Origin of the sequence: Streptomyces sp. NPDC059373 (genome assembly GCF_042751495.1) — a bacterium.
Classification (GTDB): Bacteria; Actinomycetota; Actinomycetes; order Streptomycetales; family Streptomycetaceae; genus Actinacidiphila.
Genome location: NZ_JBHYXC010000007.1, coordinates 124,872 through 142,577, shown reverse-complemented (window position 1 = coordinate 142,577; position 17,706 = coordinate 124,872). Strand labels below are relative to the sequence as shown.

Below are 17,706 nucleotides of genomic sequence, written 5' to 3'. Positions count from 1 at the left end.
TGTTCGAGGCGGCGTCGTGGGAGCGCTCGCGAGGCATTGTGGCTGGTGGGACGCGAGTTGACAGACGCCTGACAGGAATTGATGATTGGGCCGCCTCGGCCGGTTTTTTCGGGTCTCTCAACACCTTCGCCAGTGTTCCTTTCCGTGCGGAGCAGGGGGACTCCCGGGGCCGACGGGCGCCTGGTCGCCCTCATTGACTCTTCTGTGGAGGATCATTGTGATATCCAAGCGCGGGATGGTCGCGGCCGCCGCGACCGGCGCTGGTGTGGTGCTGCTGGCCACCGGTACGGCCTTCGCCTGCAACATCAACGACTTCACCGCGGACGCGACGGCTCGGTGCGACACCAGCACGGGCGCCGCGAAGGCCGCCATCACGGTCACGGACAAGGACGCCTCCGGCACGCCCGCCGACATCACCGTGCGGCTGCGGTTCGCCGACAACGCCCCGGGCCCGGTCGCCGGCACGGCGCACATCGCCCACCCGACCGCCGAGGGCGTCAGCACGACGATCCTGGTGGACTGGATGCAGGGCTACAGCTGGTACGTCTCCGTCACGGCCAGCGGGTACATCGACGACCAGCAGCTGAGCGTGCTGCCCACCTCCGCCGACACCCCGTGCGAGGTCCCCGGCCAGTCCACCCCGTCCGGCACGCCGACGGACAGCGCCAGCCCCACCCCATCGGGCACCCCGAGAGCAACCCCCTCCACCCCGGCGGCCGCCGCGGCGTCCCCCTCCTCGTCCGTCTCCCCGGCCGGCGGCACCACCACCGCCCTCGCCGAGACCGGCGGCGGCAGTAATACCGGCCTGATCGCCGGCTCCGCCGCCGCCCTCATCGCCGTCGGCGCCGGCGCCCTCTTCGCCTTGCGCCGCCGCACCGCGACCGGTCGGCGCTGACCCGTAAACCCCAAGCCCGAGGGGCCCGCGACGTCCGACGTCGTGGGCCCCTCGGGCGTTGGCCGCGAAGACGTGACGTCCCACGACCGCTCGGCGTGGAGCTCCACCTGTTGCCGGTCGGCCGACACCAACTCACCCCATGGCGCTGTCAACTTGGTTGACGGCTTGAGATGATCTCCTGGTTGTCGGTCGTCGGGGGTGGGGGCCCAGGAGAGGCGTCGCCGCGGTGGCCGGCCTTCATCAACCAGCGGCGGACGCGTCGGTGCTGTCGTGCTGGTTGCGGGCTTCCTTGACGACGCGCTCCCAGCCGGAATCGTCATCGTTCCGTCCGAGACCCCGTGAAGTTCTGTTCGCATCCCCGCGTCGGGATCGCCCCCTTCAGTCCGGCGCCGCCCGCGCACTCGACAGTCCTCGCCGCAGGTATGTATGGCTATCTGCGCATGGGGGAACATGTTCGGCCTTATCGCCTACCTCACGTTGGGTCGAGCCAAGAACGGTGACGGCGGTGACAGCGGTCGTCAGCGCAACGGTTTGAGGAGGCGGGGTCTCCCGGACTGTCTTCGCCTGCGCGGGGGAGTAGCTCGGCCCCCACGCTCGCTGGCTCGACGAGGGACCGTGGGGAACACACTTGGCGGAAGCGGCGCTCGGCACCTGGGAGTGCGACCTGCATCCGAGCGGGGCGTTGCTGTACGCGTTCACAGTTTCAAGCGACATCAGCCGGTCGATTTCGTAGAATCGCGATGAGAAACGCGGGGCTCGGTCGGCCACGCCGCCAGCGGCAGTTCAGGATTCGGTACGAGCGCTGCCAGCGACATCGCTCATCTCCCGTTCGTCGGGTACCGGATGCCGGGATCCACGCGACTGGGAGGCGTGTGACGTCGCAGAGCGTGGAAAAGAATCAACGCTCACCTATCAATGGGCTGTGTATTGCCTGCATTGTTCGCCAGGAGACAACAAAAAGCTCAATCCCCGGCGCGCCGAGTTACTCACTCTGAGTAACTGAACCGGCTAATGAGATGGCGAGGCGCAGCGCGGGCGGCCCGCACTCACTCGCTTACGCACGCACGGCGATAGGCCGCGGCCTGCATCCTTTGCTTGCATACGTGGTCATTGACGCGATGTAACCGTCTTGAAATCCTCTGGAGCGTGATTCGCAGAGATAAATATCTAGGCGCGTCGCAATCCTGTCGTCGGGTCGCACGCGGAGAAGCTGTCTGGAAATGCCATGAGCGCAGCTTCTTGGAATACCGAGGAATTATTGCGCCACTCGCGGCGTCCCGGCTGCCTCGACAACTACAAAGGAGAACCCATGAAATCACCGAGGTCCCAATTGTGGAGGTCATGCGGTGAGTTCTGAGAACGAGAACGAGAACGAGACGCCTGACGCGACGCTTATCAGCCGTCGTACTCTGTTGGGTGCTGGAGCAGCAGCAGCGCTGAGCACGGCGGCCCTTGCGGCGATGGCAACGCCGGCCCTGGCTGCCGCTTCTGGAAAGGGAACCTTGAAGGTCGGCGCCGGCAAGTCGGCCATCTCCATCCCCGACTCGCTCCTGCCCCTGGACAACTTCACGACCGTCCACGACGACCTTTACGTGCGGGTTCTGCTCCTGCAGAACGGCGACACCACGTTGGCCCTGGTCATCGTCGACCTGACCTCGATCAGCTCCGAGGCGATAGCCGACATGCGGCAGGTCATCAACCAGACGGCCGGCGTCCCGAGCAGCAACATCATGGTGACCGTCACCCACACCTTCTCGGCCCCACACGTCTTCTCCTCGACGCAGTCCACCCAGATGGCCACGTGGGTCCAGAACATCGTCGCGGCCTGCCAGACCGCGGTCACCGCGGCCGTAGGTCGCTTGCAGGCGGCCAAGGTCGGCTACGGATACGGGACGTGCGACGTCAACGTCAACCGTAACGTCGAGACCACAGACGGATGGTGGCTCGGGACCGGCGAGGCGTTGCCCTCGAACAAGACGGTCGCCGTGGCCCGGTTCGACGACCTGAGCGGCAATCCCATCGCGGTCTTGGCCAATTACAACGTCCAGTCATGCGTGATGATGGAATCGGTCATGGCCAATGGCGATCTGCCGATCAGCGCCGATCTGGCCGGCGCCGCGGTGGCCCACGTGGAGTCGCAGTACGGCGGCGACACGGTGGGGTTCTTCCTTGTCGGCGCGTGCGGTGACCAGTTTCCGGCGTTCAGATCCAAACGCTACGTCATCGACAAGGACAAGCGTTGGTCCCAGATCGACGCTCAGGACAATGGCTGGCTGCTGCTGACTGCCCAGGGCGAGCGGCTCGGAACCGAGGTCGTCCGCGTCGCCCAGACCATCAGGGCCAGCCAGGGCGCCGGCACGGCCTTGAAGTTCACGCAGACCTCCGCAACCGTGCAGACGATCGCTCAGGGCCACCCGACTGGGCCGGTGACGAGCTACGACTTCACCCCGACCGGGACGGCCACGGCACCCCTGTGGATCTTCCGGCTCGGCAGCGCCGTGTTCATCGGCGCATCGCCGGAGCTGTCGACGGACACAGCCGCGGACATCCGGGAGGCCTGTGGATTCAAGTACGCCTTCGTCGCCTCGATGTTCGAGGGCGGTGCGAAGAACATGGCCGACCGGTGGAACTACGCCCACGTCACCTACTCGGCGGTGGACTCGGGCTACGCTCCCGGCTCGGCCGAGAAGCTGGCCAAGCAAGCCGAGCGCGTCGCCAAGTCGCTGGCCTGAGGAAGGAACTACCATGACCATCAACAGGCGATCCCTTCTGGCCGGCGGCGCCGCAGGCGCACTGGCGGCCCTCGGCTCCGCGGCCCTCCTCCAGGAGCCGGCCCTGGCCGCTGCGACCATCGACCGCACGAGCCCGCTCGACGCGGGAACCGATCACCTCCGCAGCGTCGCCGCGGTAACTCAGGTCTACGGTGCCGGCCAAAAGCTGACCCATCTCGTGCTGCGATACGACGCGGAGGTGAGCGGCAACCGGCTCTCGACGTCGACATACCAGGTCGCCGACCGAACCATCACGAAGGTGTGGACCGCCGCCAAGGCCGACATCAACCCGGAGCACCAGGCCGACACGGGTCGGCACGTCGTCCTTGAGCTGTCCCTCGACGACGCCGCCGCCCTGCTGTGGGTGCAGTTGCCCAGCACCGGCGACGGACCTGGCGCGGGCGGGCCCGTCGTGGGAGACACGACCGCCAGCCACAAGGTCGTGCCCGCTTCAGCCAGCGTCACCCAGGTCGAGGCCGTCTATACCGCCCGCGGCGTCCGGTACGCGCCGAGCGCTACGCCCGTCATGAACACGGCCACCAGGAACCTGATCGTCGACGACTTCCGGCAGTACACCTACACCGACGATGCGACCGGGCGAGTGTTGCCCTACAACCTGTACCTGCCGAAGGGTTACGACCGGCGCAGGTCATACCCGCTCGTTCTCTTCATGCACGACGCGAGCGTCATCAACGCGGGACCGCTCGCCCCGCTGGTCCAAGGCGTCGGTGCCACGGTATGGGCCAGTCCGCAGGATCAGGCAAGGCATGAGTGCGTCGTGGTGGCACCGGCCTACCCGGCCATCGTCATCGACGATGACTACCAGCCCTCGACCTATTTCGACGCGACGGTGAACTTCGTCAAGTGGCTGACCACTCGATACAGCATCGACCCGACCAAGCTGCACGCCACCGGCCAGTCGATGGGCGCGATGATGTCGCTGGGCATGAACATCCGCCACCCCGACATGTTCGCCTCCTCGTACATCGTCGCCGGCCAATGGCCTGCTGACCAGGCCGACCCGTTGGCCGAGAAGAAGATGTGGGTGTGCGTCTCCCAGGGCGACACCAAGGCCTACCCAGGTATCAATGCCATCGTGGACGAGATCGAGCCCCTCGGTGCCGAGGTCACCACCGCCACCTGGGACGGACAGGCGACCCAATCGCAGTTCCGCGCCGACGTCACGGCGATGGAGTCGGCCCACGCCAACTTCAACTTCGCCTCTTTCACGCCCGGCACGCTCCCGGGAACAGGCTCCGGCGGCAACGGCGGGAGCGAGCACATGGGCACCTGGCAGGTGGCCTACAACATCCCGGGCGTCCGTGACTGGATCCTCAACCACGCCCGCTAGTCCCTCTACTGTGGGTCGGGCACGGTCATGCATCCGGCCGTGTCCGACCACTGTCGGCCGGTGCTGCCCGTACCGTGCCGAAGAAGGAGTACCGGCCGGCGGACCACCCCAACGGCTTGTGAGTCCGCGAAGCCAGCCTGCTGGACGGCCGGGATCGTGCTGGCCGGAGAGTCGGGTGGTCGCTGTGCTGGCACACGTGCACGATCACCGACTCGGGATAGCGGGGAGGGAGCTGTCGCCAGCGCAAACGATCTGATCGGCCCGACGAGTCACCACCTGTCGCGCCAGGGGCACAACCGGTCACAGGTCCAGGCGATTCATTGCTTCCTGGAGGTCATGGCGCGGATGCCAGATCGGTGGCCTGAGGAAGCGGCGGAAAGCGCCGTATGCCGAGAACGCTGGTCCGGGGACGATACGGACGCCGCGCCGACGAGCGTGCTCGACGAGGGCGACCGCATCTGCGCCGGTGTCGATCCACAGCCCCGTTCCGCCGGTGGGACGAGTCCACTTCCAGGGTGGCCGCCTCTGCACACAACGTGCCCGGTTGTACGCAGCTGGAGCTGCAGACTCGAGGCTCGCTGTTCACGGGCCTCGTCCGCTCGCGTGATCAAGTCCGCGGCGATGAGCTGTTCGAGGACCGCGGTGGCCAGGTCGATGGCCTTCTTGGCCTCGGTGAGGCGAGTGATGATCCGCGCATCCCCGCGAATCCAGCCGATCCGCATACCGCCGAGGAGACCACTGGGTGCAGATCCTCCAGTGGTACGACGAGCTCGCGCGCCTGACCGACAGTCCCATCGTCCGGCTCAACCGCGCGGTGGCCGTCGGCCAGGCCGACGGACCGCGCGCCGGCCTGGCGGCACTCGCGGCGCTGGACGACTCACTGCCCCGCCACGCCGCGGTTGCGGCGTACCTCCACGAGCGCGAAGGCGACCTGGCGACGGCTGCACGGCTGTACGCCGAGGCGGCCCACAAGGCACCCAACCTCGCCGAACGCGACCACCTGACGCGCCAGCTCGCCCGGCTCAACGCCCACCGGTGACGCTGACGGGTCGGGCTCGGAATTGCCCGCAGCACTCGGCGCGGCCCCGTGGCCACAGCGGTCGCCTCATGTGAGCAGGCGGGTCGAGACCAGCTGCACGACGCGCTGCCGGCTGGGAAGCTCAGCGACGATGACAGGCGCGCCGGAGACGTGGTGCCTCAACAGACCCGCCCGCTGAAGTCCCCGGTGAAGGCGACCCATCCGCGACGCTTCGGCTGCCCGAAAGCGGCTCGCCCAGGCTGATCCACGAAGACCCGCTGAACCCCTGATCTCGGATGTCCGCCAAAGCGGATCAAGCCCACCTTCCCAGGTGTCCGGACGGAGGAGGCCACACCACAGTCAGCGGTGCCCTACCTCCAAGGGCCGGTCCTCGAAGATCTCGGCGCCGCGCGCTATCGGACGGCTCCGGCCCTGGCCGCGCAGATCGCGACTGTGCCACCGACGCGCGGATCGGACTTCTGTCGTTGCGATGCCCGGCGCTGGGGGAGACGCTGAAGGCATGAGGTGGTGAGTCTCATGACGGCCGAGATCAGTGGGTTCGCCGGACCGGTGCTAACGCCTGGCGATGAGGGGTATGACGAGGCGCGCCGGATCTGGAACGGCGCCATCGACCGCCGGCCCGGCCTGATCGCCCGGTGCACAGGGGCCGCCGATGTGCTGGCGGCCATCCGGTTCGCCCGCGAGCGCGGGCTGCTCGTGGCGATCCGGGGCGGCGGCCACAACGTGGCCGGAACCGCTCTGTGCGACGCAGGACTGGTCCTGGACCTGTCGCTGATGCGTGCCGTCCACGTCGACCCGACGCGCCGGGTCGCCCAGGCCCAGCCCGGCGCGCTGTGGGGCGACTTCGATCACGAGACACTGGCCTTCCAGCTGGCCACGACCGGTGGGATCGTCACCCACACGGGCATCGCGGGGCTGACCCTGGGCGGTGGGATCGGCTGGCTGATGCGCAAGCACGGCCTGACGGCCGACAACCTGCTGACCGCGGACGTCATCACCGCCGACGCAGAGCTCCGCCGCGCCGGCGAGGAGGACGACCCGGAGCTGTTGTGGGCGTTGCGCGGCGGTGGCGGCAACTTCGGAGTGGTGACGTCCTTCCGTTACCGGCTGCACCCCATCCAGCGGCAGGTGCTGGCCGGGCCGGTGTTCTGGGACATGGCAGACACCCCCGACGTGCTGAGGATCTACCGCGATCTGATCAGCGCCGCCCCCGACGAGCTCACCACGATCGTCAGTCTGCGAAAAGTCGCGCCGCTGCCCGTCATTCCCGTCCAGCTGCACGGGCGGAAGGTCTGCGCCGTGATCGTGTGCTGGGCCGGGGACCTTGACGCCGGCGAACGATTGCTCCGACCGCTGCGCTCGTACGGCTCCCCCCTCCTCGACCTGATCGCGCCGCGGCCCTACGCCGCCCTCCAAGGCATGTTCGACCCGACCGTCCCGCACGGCTGGCACTACTACTGGAAGTCCACCGAGCTCGGCGGCCTGAAGGACGATGCCATCGACGTGATCGCCGAGCACGCGCTGCGGATCGACTCGCCACGGTCGTTTGCCCTGATCTTCCAGCTCGGCGGCGCGGTCAGCCGCGTCGCCGAGGACGCCACCGCGTACTCACACCGGCAGGCCGCCCACAACCTCAACATCAACGGCGCCTGGCTGCCGGACGAAGGCGAGGCGGTCGGAGAGCGTGAACGCGCCTGGACGAGAGGCTTCTTCGCCGCGATGGAGCCACATCAGTCAGGCGTTTACGTCAACTTCCTCGGAGACGAAGGGCTTGAGCGCGTACGCCATGCCTACGGTGAGCGCACGTTCCGCCGCCTGGTGGCGCTCAAGACCCGCTACGACCCGGACAACTTCTTCCGCCTCAACCAGAACATCCCACCCACAGCCGGCACTTCCCCGTAGCCGCTCAGCCGCCGCGTTTCATATGGGCCCGGGCGGTAGAGCCGCCCGGCACGTTGTCAGCCGGCCCCGGGAGTAGAACGGGGGCGCCGGAGGGGCGTCCGGAGGGTGACGGAAGGCGGTCATATACGGGAACCCACCGATGGCCGGACTGGGGCTGCTCTTGGCGTACCGCCCCTTGGCCGGGTCAGATTCCTGCGGCGGTGCGTACCGCGTGTGCGGCGGCTTCGGGGTTGGGGTCGGTGACGGCCAGGCGGGCGTGGGGGGAGGGGCGGCGCAGTTCGACGCATACGACAGGTCGGCGGGCGCGGACGGCGGTGAAGTCTTTTCCGCGGGGGTGTTGCCGGGTGCCGAGGGAGAGCATGCCGGGGATCCAGGTGCCCCGGACGCGTTCGCCGCGCAGGGCGCGCCACCAGTCGGGTTCGATGGTCACCTGGTGGACCGTGGACAGGGGCACGTGCACGTTGCGGCGCCGGGCCGCCGCCTTCTCCCACCACGACAGGCGGACGATGAGGTCCTCGCCCTTGACCACGAGCCGCGCCATCGCACCTCCGTGCTCCACCACCCTGGTCGCGTTACTTCGCCTCGCGGATGCCGCACACCGCCACTCCACTCCTTGCGGGTAGGCGGCGCCACCGGAGGGGGACCGCGGCGTGGGCGTGTCGCCGAACGAAGGCGCCCCGCCTGCGGCCGTGCCCCCCGGTACGGAGCCTGGGGGGCAGGTTTGCCGGACCGGGGTCCGGCCGTGCGCGCTGCGCGGGCCACCCTCCCCCCGGCTCGTGACGCTGCGCGAGGTCCGGGCGCTATGTCGTTTTTGCCCGTCTATGGTAGATAGAAAAGGGAGCGACTCGACGGCTGCGGGGTGAGCGAGATGGAGCATCGCGGCGATCCCGTTCTCGTCACGCCCCGTGATCCTTCCGACGCAGCCGAGACGGCCCTGGCCACCGTGAGCACGCGGGGCGTCGTGACGGGCTGGAGCGAAGGCGCCCGGCGCCTGCTGGGCTTTCCGGCCGCCGAGGTCGTGGGCCGCCCCATCACCGGACTTCTCGCCGCCGAGACCCCTGACGGCGTACGGGAAGCCCTGGTCAGCGCGCGGGCCTGGGGCGGGACCGTGGACGTACGCCATCGCGACGGCCGCCGGCTCGGGCTCGGGATGCGCGTCCAGCCGTCGCTGGACGCGCAGGGCAGGGCCACTGGGTTCGTCGTGACCTTCGCCCCGGACCCGCCCGGCGACGGGCCGGACCCGAGGCTGCTCGAGTGGGCCTTCGCCCAGGCCTCGGTCGCCATGTCCACGTACGGCACCGAGCTGCGGGACCAGCGGCTCAACCACGCTGCCCGTGACGTCATGGACGTCAACAGCCCGGCATTCGCGCAGCACCTGCGTCAGGTGACCGAGACCGGGATCCCGGCCCGCTACGAAAGCTACACCGCCGACCGCGCGTGGAACGTCGAGATGTGGCCGGTCAGGGACCCCTCCGGCCGGGTGCGCGGCGTCGGCACCGCCGCCTTCGACAGCAGCGAACAGCACTGGGCCCGGCAGCGGCTGGCGCTGCTCAACGAGGCCGGCGCATGCATCGGCACCACCCTGGACGTGGTGCGCACCGCGCGGGAGCTGGCCGAGCTGGTCGTGCCGCGGCTCGCCGACTTCATCAGCGTGGACCTGCTCGACTCGGTCCTGAACGGTGAGGAACCGACCGCCGAGCGGGTCGATGCCGACGTCGCACTGCGCCGGGTCGCCCACCGGTCGGCCGTCGAGGGCATGCCCGAGGTCGCCGTCGACCTGGGCGAGGTCGACACCTACCCGGGGTTCTCGCCGCCGGCCCGCGCGCTGGCCACCGGCCGGTCCGCGGTGAGCGGGGTGGCGGATCCCGACTTCGTCCGGTGGGTCGAGAGCGATCCGGTCAGGAACGCCAACGTCCACCACAAGGGCATTCACTCGATCATGGCGGTGCCTCTGCGGGCCCGCGGGCTGACCCTCGGCGTGGCCGTCTTCACCCGCCGGGTGCGCCCGGAGCCCTTCCAGCCCGACGACCTGCTCCTCGCCGAGGAACTCGCCGGCCGGGCCGCCGTCTGCGTGGACAACGCCCGCCGCTACACCCGCGAGCACACCACCGCCCTCACCCTCCAGCGCAGCCTGCTGCCACGCGGCCTGCCCGGCCAGGCGGCCGTCGAGGTCGCCTACCGCTACCTTCCGGCCGGCACCCAGGCCGGGGTGGGCGGCGACTGGTTCGACGTGGTCCCGCTGTCCGGCACCCGGGTCGCCCTGGTCGTCGGCGACGTGGCCGGCCACGGCATCCACGCCTCCGCCACCATGGGCAGCCTCCGTACGGCCGTACGGACCCTCGCCGACGTCGACCTGCCGCCCGACGAACTCCTCACCCACCTCGACGACCTCGTCAACCACCTCACCACCGACGAGGAACAGTTCACCGCAGACACCGACGCCGGCGAGATCAGCGCCACCTGCCTGTACGCCGTCTACGACCCCGTCTCCCGCCGCTGCACCCTCGCCAGCGCCGGGCACCCCCCGCCCAGCGTGCTGTACCCCGACGGCACGGTCGAGACCCTCCGGCTGTCCCCGGGCCCGCCGCTGGGCGTCGGCGGCCTGCCCTTCGAGGCCACCGAGCTGGAACTGCCCGAGAGCAGCCTGCTCGCCCTCTACACCGACGGCCTCATCGAGGCCCGCGACCGCGACATCGACGCCGGGCTCGCCGGGCTCCGCCGCGCCCTGGCCTCCCCGGCCCCGTCGCTGGAGCTCACCTGCGACACCCTGATCAAGTCGATGCTGCCCGAGCGGCCCGCCGACGACGTCGCCCTGCTCGTCGCCCGTACCCGTGCCCTGCACACCGACCAGGTCGCCACGTGGGCGCTGCCCGCCGATCCCGAGATCGTCGCCGATGCCCGGATCCAGGCATCCCGCCAGCTGTTGTTGTGGGGGCTGGAGGAAGCGGAGTTCATCACCGAACTGGTCGTCAGCGAACTGGTCACCAACGCCATCCGGTACGGGTCCGTCCCCATCCACCTGCGACTGATCCGGGACCGCACCCTGATCTGCGAGGTCTCCGACGGCAGCAGTACCGCCCCCCACCTGCGCCGCGCCCGCACCTATGACGAGGGCGGCCGCGGCCTCCTCCTGGTCTCCCAGCTCACCCAGAGCTGGGGCACCCGGCAGACCACCTCCGGTAAGACCATCTGGGCCGAACAACCGCTGCCGGCAACCTGTGAAGCGCGGTGAACGCCGACCAGCGTGAAGGGAGCGCGGGATCCGCCGCGCCGACCCGCACGCTCGGACTGGTCTACCCGCCCGGCGGGCGCCGTTACTCGGGGATGCAGCTGGACTTCATCGGCAGCGTGACCGAGGTGGCCCAGGCCCACGACTACGACGTGCTGCTCACCTCCGGCACCGAGGTCGCCGACCCCCCTTTCCAGCGACTGCTGGACGGGCTGCTGGAGGGACATCGTGTGGACGGCGTGATCGTGATGGAGATCCGGCTGGACGATCCCCGGGTCGACCATCTCACTGCGCTCGGCGTGCCCTTCGTGTGCATCGGACGTACCGGCGTGGAGAAGACCTGGTGGGTGGACCTGGACTTCGGAGTGCTGTCGCGTGCCTGCGTCCGGCACCTCGCGGACCTGGGCCATCGCCGGATCGCCTTCGTCAACCGGTCGGAAGCGCTCTTCCGGTCCGGGTACGGGCCCGCGCACCACGGACTTGAAGGATTCACCGAGGGCATGGCGGAACTGGGCCTCACCGGAATGGCGTACCTCTGCGACGACGACCCCGCCGCCGGTGAGGCGTGCCTGGAGCAGATCCTGGCGGACGACCCGGAGACCACCGCCGTGGTGACGATGAACGAGGCGGGCCTCGGCGGGCTGTACCGCGGGCTGACCCGTGCCGGCCGGGTCGTGCCGCGCGACTTCTCGGTCGCCGGCGTGGCGGCCGGGCCCTGGGCCGAACGGGTGACCCCGCAGCTCACCGCAGCCGATGTGCCGGCACAGGAGATGGGTCGGATCGGCGTCGAGCTGATGATGGAGCGCCTGGGCCGGCCCGACGCCCCGCCCCGGCACGTCCTGCTGAGACCGCTGATCTCCCTGCGGGCCAGCACCGGCCCCTGCCGCTCGGGACCGGACGCGGATCTTTGAGGAGTACGTAGCATCTCAAATGCGACATCTCGCATCTCGACATCGCATCTGGAGTGGACCGTGCCGCACACCATCGACCGCCGTGACTTCCTGCGCGCAGCCGGCGCGGGCGCAGGATCTCTGGCCCTCGGCGGGGCCCTGGCCGCCTGCGGCTCAGGCAAGAAAGCCGGCGCCGTCACCCTCACCTGGTGGGACTACTGGGACGCCCCCAACTTCCAGAAGGGGCTGACCGCCGTCATCAAGGACGTCGAGGCTCACCTGCCCGACATCACGATCCACCGGCGGTTCTTCCCGTTCGCCTCCCTTACCGACGCCATCACCCGGGGCGCCCTGACCGGGGACCTGCCCGACATCGCGATCATCGACAACGTCGACATGAACACCCTCGGCGGCAACGGGCTGCTGGCCGACCTCACCTCCCGCGTCAAGGCCTGGGGTCAGGCGGGCCAGTACTACGCGGGCCCCTGGGCGGACTGCCAGGTCGACGGGAAGACCCTCGGCATCCCCAACAACAGCAACTGCCTCGCCCTGTACTGCAACACCGAGATGCTGAAGTCCGCCGGTGTCAGCCCGCCCACGAACTGGGACGAGCTGGCCGCCGCCGCGCACACCCTGACCACCGGGAACAGGTACGGGCTGGCGCTCAGCGCGATCAAGACCGAGGAAGGGACCTTCCAATTCCTGCCCTTCCTCTGGCAGGCCGGCGGTGACCTGGACACCTTCGCCACCGACGGGGCCACCGCGCTGACCTTTCTCGACGAGCTGGTCAGCAAGGGCTCGCTGTCCAAGCAGTGCGTGGAATGGACCCAGCAGGACGTCAACGACCAGTTCCTGAGCGGCCGGGCCGCCATGCAGATCAACGGGCCCTGGCAGGTTCCCGTCCTCAGCAAACAGTCCAGGGTGAAGTGGAGCGTCGTCGCCCTGCCCCGCGACAAGGTCGCGGCCACCTGCCTCGGCGGCGAGAACTGGGTCGTCATGAAAAGCAGCAAACACCTGGACCAGGCCTGGCAGGTCATCGAGCGCACCCAGCAGCCCGGCTCCCTCATCCCGTACCTGGAGGCGCTCGGCGACCTGCCCGCCCGCAAGGATCTGGCCGACTCCGGCATCTGGGCCGGCAACCCGGCCCTGAAGCTGTTCCTCAGCCAGCTCCCCTTCGCCAGGCCCCGCCTGTACGGGCCGCACTACGCCGACATCTCGCTGACGGTCTCCGACGCCGAGCAGGCCGTCCTCACCGGGGCGAGCAGCCCGGACGCCGCAGCGAAGGCCGCCGCGGTCAAGATCGACCAGGCGCTGGGGAGCCAGACGGCGAGCCCGGCAGGGAGCCCGAGCCAGTGAGCCGCCCGGTCCCGCTCGCCACCCGCCGGCAGCGAGCCGGATACGTCCTCTCGCTCCCGGGCCTGGCCTTCCTGGCCCTGCTGATCGCGTATCCGCTGTTCTACAACGTATGGACCTCCGTCCACGACGTGGGCCTGGCCGGGCTGATCGGGAACGCGCCAACGCCGTTCGACGGCGCCGCCAACTACCGGGCCGTGCTGTCCGACCCTGCGTTCTGGCACGCGGTACAGGCGTCGGTGGCCTTCACCGCCGGGTCGCTGTTCTTCCAGTTCACCATCGGCTTCGCGCTGGCCCTGCTCTTCGCCCGGCCCTTCCCCCTCAACGGCCTCTTCCAGTCGCTGCTGCTGGTGGCCTGGCTGCTGCCCGCCGTGGTCAGCGGCACGCTCTTCCGCTGGATGCTCGACGCCGACTCGGGCGCGTACAACGCGCTGCTGCGGGCCGTTGGGCTCGGTGGGCTGTCCCACAACTGGCTCACCGATCCGTCCACTTCGCTGCCCGGCGTGGTCTTCGCCAATGTGTGGGTGGGGGTGCCCTTCAACATGGTGCTGCTCATGGCGGGGCTGCAGGGCATCGATCCGGTACTGCACGAAGCCGCCGCCATCGACGGTGCCAACGCCTGGCAGCGCTTCCGGCTGATCACCCTCCCGCTGATGCGGCCGGTGTCGCTGACGGTGCTGCTGCTCGGCCTCATCTACACCTTCAAGGTGTTCGACATCGTCTTCGTCATGACCGCCGGCGGCCCCGTCGACTCCACCACCGTCCTGCCGCTCTACGTCTACCAGGTCTTCTTCGAGCGCTTCCGGTTCGGGCAGGGCGCCGCCGCCGGGCTGCTGCTGCTCGTGGTGCCCCTGCTCGGCGCGATCCTGTACGTCATCCGGCTACGGCGTGAAGGACGACGGGAACGCCGGGGGGAAGGCCGGGGGCCAGACCCGGGCCAAGGCGCCGTCACATGAGGCCGGGCCGCCACCCCTGGCTGCTCACAGTCGCCGCCGCACTGATCACCGCTGCCTTCCTGCTCCCCGCCTACTGGATGGTCGCAACCAGCCTCAAAGAGCCCGACCGGATTCTCGCCGAACCTCCTCAGTGGATCCCGGCCCCGGCCACCGGCGCGAACTACTCGGCGGCCTTCTCCGGCGGTCTGCTGCTGCGGGCGTTGCTCAACAGCCTGGTGATCTCGTCCGGGGTGGTCGCGCTCACGTTGCCGCTCGCCGTGCCACTGAGCTACGCCATCGCGCGGATCCGGATGCGCGGAGCCGGGCCCATGGTGCTGGGGCTGCTCATCGCGCAGTTGCTGCCCAGCATCGTACTGGCGGCGCCGCTGTTCATCATCGAGCACCAAGCGGGGCTGACCAACACCTACGTGGGCCTGATCGCGGCCGACACCACGCTCACCCTGCCGTTCGCGGTGATCGTGCTCCGGCCGCTCCTGCGGGCGGTGCCCCCCGAGCTGGAGGAGGCCGCGCTGGTGGACGGCTGCGGGATCCCCGGTGTGCTGCTGCGGGTGGTCCTGCCGGTGATGGTGCCGGGTCTGGTCGCGGTGGTCGGGCTGTCGTTCCTGCTCGGCTGGGGCGAGTTCGTGTTCGGCTTGACGCTGGTCCAGAGCACGGACGTGCAGCCCGTCACCGTCTTCCTCAACAGCTTCGTCGGCCAGCACGGCGCCTCCTGGGGACCGCTGATGGCCACCGCGACCCTCATCAGCGTCCCCGTCGTATGCGTTTTCGCCGCCCTGCGGCGGTTCGTCGTCGTCGGCCTCGCCGCAGGCAGCGGCCGGGTCTGAGGAGCAGGAGCGCCCATGTCCGACCTTCATCCCCGCACCCACCGCCCATTCGTCGCCCCGTGCCCACCGCTGACCCCCGCCGGCCCCGACGCGCTCGATCCGCTGACCACGGCGTCCGTCACCCGATCCGGTCCGGACGGCGTCGAGATGGACGTACGTACCGCCGTCGGCCGCGCCGGCACACTGCGGCTGCGGCCCGCCGGTGAAGCGGTCGTAAGGGTCACGCTGCGGATGGCGGAGGTACCGGCCACGTCCCGGGTCCGGACGGCCGGTGCGCGGACGGAGGGCGCGGCCGGAACGTTCGCCGTCGCCCACGCCGAGGGGGCCGTCGTCCTCGAACTGCCCGGCGCACGGCTGCGGGTGACGCTGGAACCGCCGGTGCTGGAGCTGACGGACCGCCGGGGCCGGGTGCTGCGACAGGCCAGGGACGTGACCGACTCCAGCGGCGCCGTCACCGTGCTGCCGCTGGGCGTCACCGAACTCGCCGACGGCCGCCTCGCGTACCACGACAGCTGGTCGGTGGAGCCCGACGAGCACTTCTACGGCCTCGGTGAGCGTTTCACCGGCCTCGACCTGCGCGGACAGCGGGTCGACTGCTGGGTGCAGGACTCGATGGGCTCCACCGGTACGCGCTCGTACAAGGCCAGCCCTTTCCTCATCTCCAGCCAGGGCTACGCGGTCCTGGTCGACACGACCGCCGCCGCCTCCTTCGACCTCGCCCACAGCAACACCGCCGCCTGGTCGGTCACCGTCCCCGACGAGGTCCTCGACTACTACCTGATCACCGGCAGCCCGGCCGAATGCGTCACCGCCTACCGGGACCTCACCGGGCCGGCGCTGCTTCCGCCCAAGTGGGCTTTCGGGCCATGGATCTCCGGCGGATTCAGGCTCGAGACCGACAGTGGCGTACGCGAGCGCGCACGGCGGATCCGCGAGCACCGTTTCCCGTGCGACGTCCTGCACATCGACACCTACTGGCAGCCCCACGGCGGCTGGTCCGACATGCGCTGGGATACCGAGGCCTTCCCCGACCCGCGCGGGATGGTGGGCGAGCTGGCCGGGCAGGGCTTCCGCACCTCGCTGTGGATGAACTCCTACATCGGCGTCGGCAGCCCGTACTACGACGAGGTGGAGAAGAACGGCTGGTTTCTGCGAACCGGCGCGGGAGACACCTGGGTCGGCCAGCTGTGGGGCGGGCACCACCCCGACACCGCGCTCCTCGATCTCACCCACCCCGGCGCCGTCGCCTGGTTCAAGGAGCGAATTCGTGGGGCGATGGCCGGCAGCGGGGCGGCCGTGCTCAAAACCGACTTCGGAGAGGCCATCCCGGCTGATGCCGTCGCCCACAACGGCATGACCGGCGAACGCCTGCACAACCTCTATCCCCTCCTCTTCAACGACATCGCCGCCGAGGTCACCCGCGAGGTCACCGGCGGCCCCGGCCTGACCTGGGGGCGCTCCTCCTGGACCGGCGGCCAGCGACACGGCGCCAAATGGACCGGCGACCCCGACTCCACCTGGACCGACCTCGCCTCCACCCTGCGCGCCGGGCTCTCCCTCGGGCTGACCGGCCACCCCTTCTGGAGCCACGACATCGGCGGCTTCCACGGCACGCCACCCCCCGAACTCTTCGCCCGCTGGGCCCAGTTCGGACTGCTCTCACCGCTGAGCCGGTTCCACGGGATGACCTCCCGACTGCCCTGGGACTTCGGCGACGAGGCCCACGCCGCTGTCCTGCACGCTGCCCGGCTCCGGATGACCCTGCTCCCGTACCTGTACTCCGCCGCCGCCGAGGCCGTCCGCACCGGCGAGCCGCTGGCCCGCCCCATGTGCCTCGACTTCCCGGACCGCCCCGACGCCCACGGCGCCGACCTGCAGTATCTGCTCTGCCCCGACCTGCTGATCGCGCCCTTCTACGCCGAGGGCGGCCGCCGGCCCGTATGGTTCCCGCCGGGCGAGTGGCTGCCGTACGCGGGCGGCGCGGCCGTCACCGGGCCTGCTTGGCGTGACGTCCAACTGCCGCTGGCCACCGCCCCACTGTGGATCCGCGCCGGTGCCCTGCTGCTCACCACCGCCCCCGCCGACCGTGCCGGCGACGATCGCTTCGGGGCGGTGACCGCCCTTTGGGCGCGGCCCCGGGACACCGCCCGGACCGTCCTCCACGACGTGGGCGGTGCCCGCACGGTTGTCATGGCCACCCGGGACGGGGACCGGCTGAGGCTGCAGACGGAGCCGGAAGGGCCCGGGCCAGGACCCAGGATCGCGGTCCTGGACTTCCCCGGCGATCCGCTGTCAGCCCTGGACCAACTATGACCTGACGATCCCGCTAAACCGGGGGTGGGGCCAGCCGCTGTCGTGCCTCAGCCACCGCACGCTTTTACGGAAATCGGTAGAAAACAGCGGACGAGAAAATCTGTAGCAAACGCTTACTATCGGCTTCCCGTTGTGCAAAGATCCCGCCGGGGCTCCGCTGTGCGCGGCGATCGGTCGGCCGCC

Annotated in this window: 11 protein-coding genes and 1 pseudogene; 11 read left to right on the top strand and 1 reads right to left on the bottom strand. The window is 69.8% G+C overall.

Going from position 1 to position 17,706, the window contains the following annotated elements; translation table 11 throughout:
- Positions 1 to 217: 217 nt before the first annotated feature.
- The 5 genes and pseudogenes from ACFXJ5_RS14375 to ACFXJ5_RS14355 all read left to right on the top strand — a co-directional run bounded on the left by ACFXJ5_RS14375 (position 218) and on the right by ACFXJ5_RS14355 (position 7,958).
- Entirely contained in the window at positions 218 to 895 is a 678-nt protein-coding gene (locus ACFXJ5_RS14375) for an LAETG motif-containing sortase-dependent surface protein (RefSeq protein ID WP_384630670.1), read from the top strand.
- 1,502 nt (positions 896 to 2,397) lie between these two features.
- Positions 2,398 to 3,627 (top strand): hypothetical protein, encoded by a 1,230-nt coding sequence (locus ACFXJ5_RS14370; protein ID WP_384630669.1) that lies wholly within the window; start codon positions 2,398 to 2,400, stop codon positions 3,625 to 3,627.
- A gap of 13 nt (positions 3,628 to 3,640) precedes the next feature.
- Complete coding sequence (locus tag ACFXJ5_RS14365) at positions 3,641 to 5,017, top strand: alpha/beta hydrolase-fold protein (protein WP_384630668.1); 1,377 nt, start codon at positions 3,641 to 3,643, stop codon at positions 5,015 to 5,017.
- 701 nt (positions 5,018 to 5,718) lie between these two features.
- Positions 5,719 to 6,056, top strand: a pseudogene (locus ACFXJ5_RS14360) (RNA polymerase subunit sigma-24); the annotation flags it as partial.
- 516 nt (positions 6,057 to 6,572) lie between these two features.
- A complete protein-coding gene (locus ACFXJ5_RS14355) occupies positions 6,573 to 7,958 on the top strand; it encodes an FAD-binding oxidoreductase (protein ID WP_384630667.1) in 1,386 nt (461 codons plus the stop codon).
- 184 nt (positions 7,959 to 8,142) lie between these two features.
- Here the strand turns inward: ACFXJ5_RS14355 and ACFXJ5_RS14350 are convergent, their stop codons facing one another.
- Positions 8,143 to 8,499, bottom strand: coding sequence for a hypothetical protein (locus tag ACFXJ5_RS14350; protein WP_384630666.1), 357 nt, complete (start codon positions 8,497 to 8,499; stop codon positions 8,143 to 8,145).
- A 327-nt stretch (positions 8,500 to 8,826) separates the two neighbouring features.
- On the opposite strand from ACFXJ5_RS14350, the gene ACFXJ5_RS14345 reads away from it, so the two are divergent.
- From ACFXJ5_RS14345 to ACFXJ5_RS14320, 6 genes are read left to right on the top strand one after another with little or no spacing between them, the layout of a single operon-like run.
- Positions 8,827 to 11,190, top strand: coding sequence for a SpoIIE family protein phosphatase (locus ACFXJ5_RS14345; RefSeq protein ID WP_384630665.1), 2,364 nt, complete (start codon positions 8,827 to 8,829; stop codon positions 11,188 to 11,190).
- Positions 11,187 to 12,098, top strand: coding sequence for a LacI family DNA-binding transcriptional regulator (locus ACFXJ5_RS14340; RefSeq protein WP_384630664.1), 912 nt, complete (start codon positions 11,187 to 11,189; stop codon positions 12,096 to 12,098). The genes ACFXJ5_RS14345 and ACFXJ5_RS14340 overlap by 4 nt, the downstream gene beginning before the upstream one ends.
- Before the next feature lie 60 nt (positions 12,099 to 12,158).
- Entirely contained in the window at positions 12,159 to 13,433 is a 1,275-nt protein-coding gene (locus tag ACFXJ5_RS14335) for an ABC transporter substrate-binding protein (protein WP_384630663.1), read from the top strand.
- On the top strand, positions 13,430 to 14,386 hold the full coding sequence (locus ACFXJ5_RS14330) for a carbohydrate ABC transporter permease (RefSeq protein WP_384630662.1): 957 nt from the start codon (positions 13,430 to 13,432) through the stop codon (positions 14,384 to 14,386). Before ACFXJ5_RS14335 ends, ACFXJ5_RS14330 begins: the two co-directional genes overlap by 4 nt.
- Positions 14,383 to 15,210, top strand: a complete 828-nt coding sequence (locus ACFXJ5_RS14325; RefSeq protein WP_384630661.1) for a carbohydrate ABC transporter permease — start codon at positions 14,383 to 14,385, stop codon at positions 15,208 to 15,210. The genes ACFXJ5_RS14330 and ACFXJ5_RS14325 overlap by 4 nt, the downstream gene beginning before the upstream one ends.
- Positions 15,211 to 15,225: 15 nt before the next feature.
- Positions 15,226 to 17,523 carry a TIM-barrel domain-containing protein gene (locus ACFXJ5_RS14320; protein WP_384630660.1) on the top strand — a complete coding sequence of 766 codons (2,298 nt, stop codon included), beginning with the start codon at positions 15,226 to 15,228 and terminating at the stop codon, positions 17,521 to 17,523.
- Positions 17,524 to 17,706 lie beyond the last annotated feature (183 nt).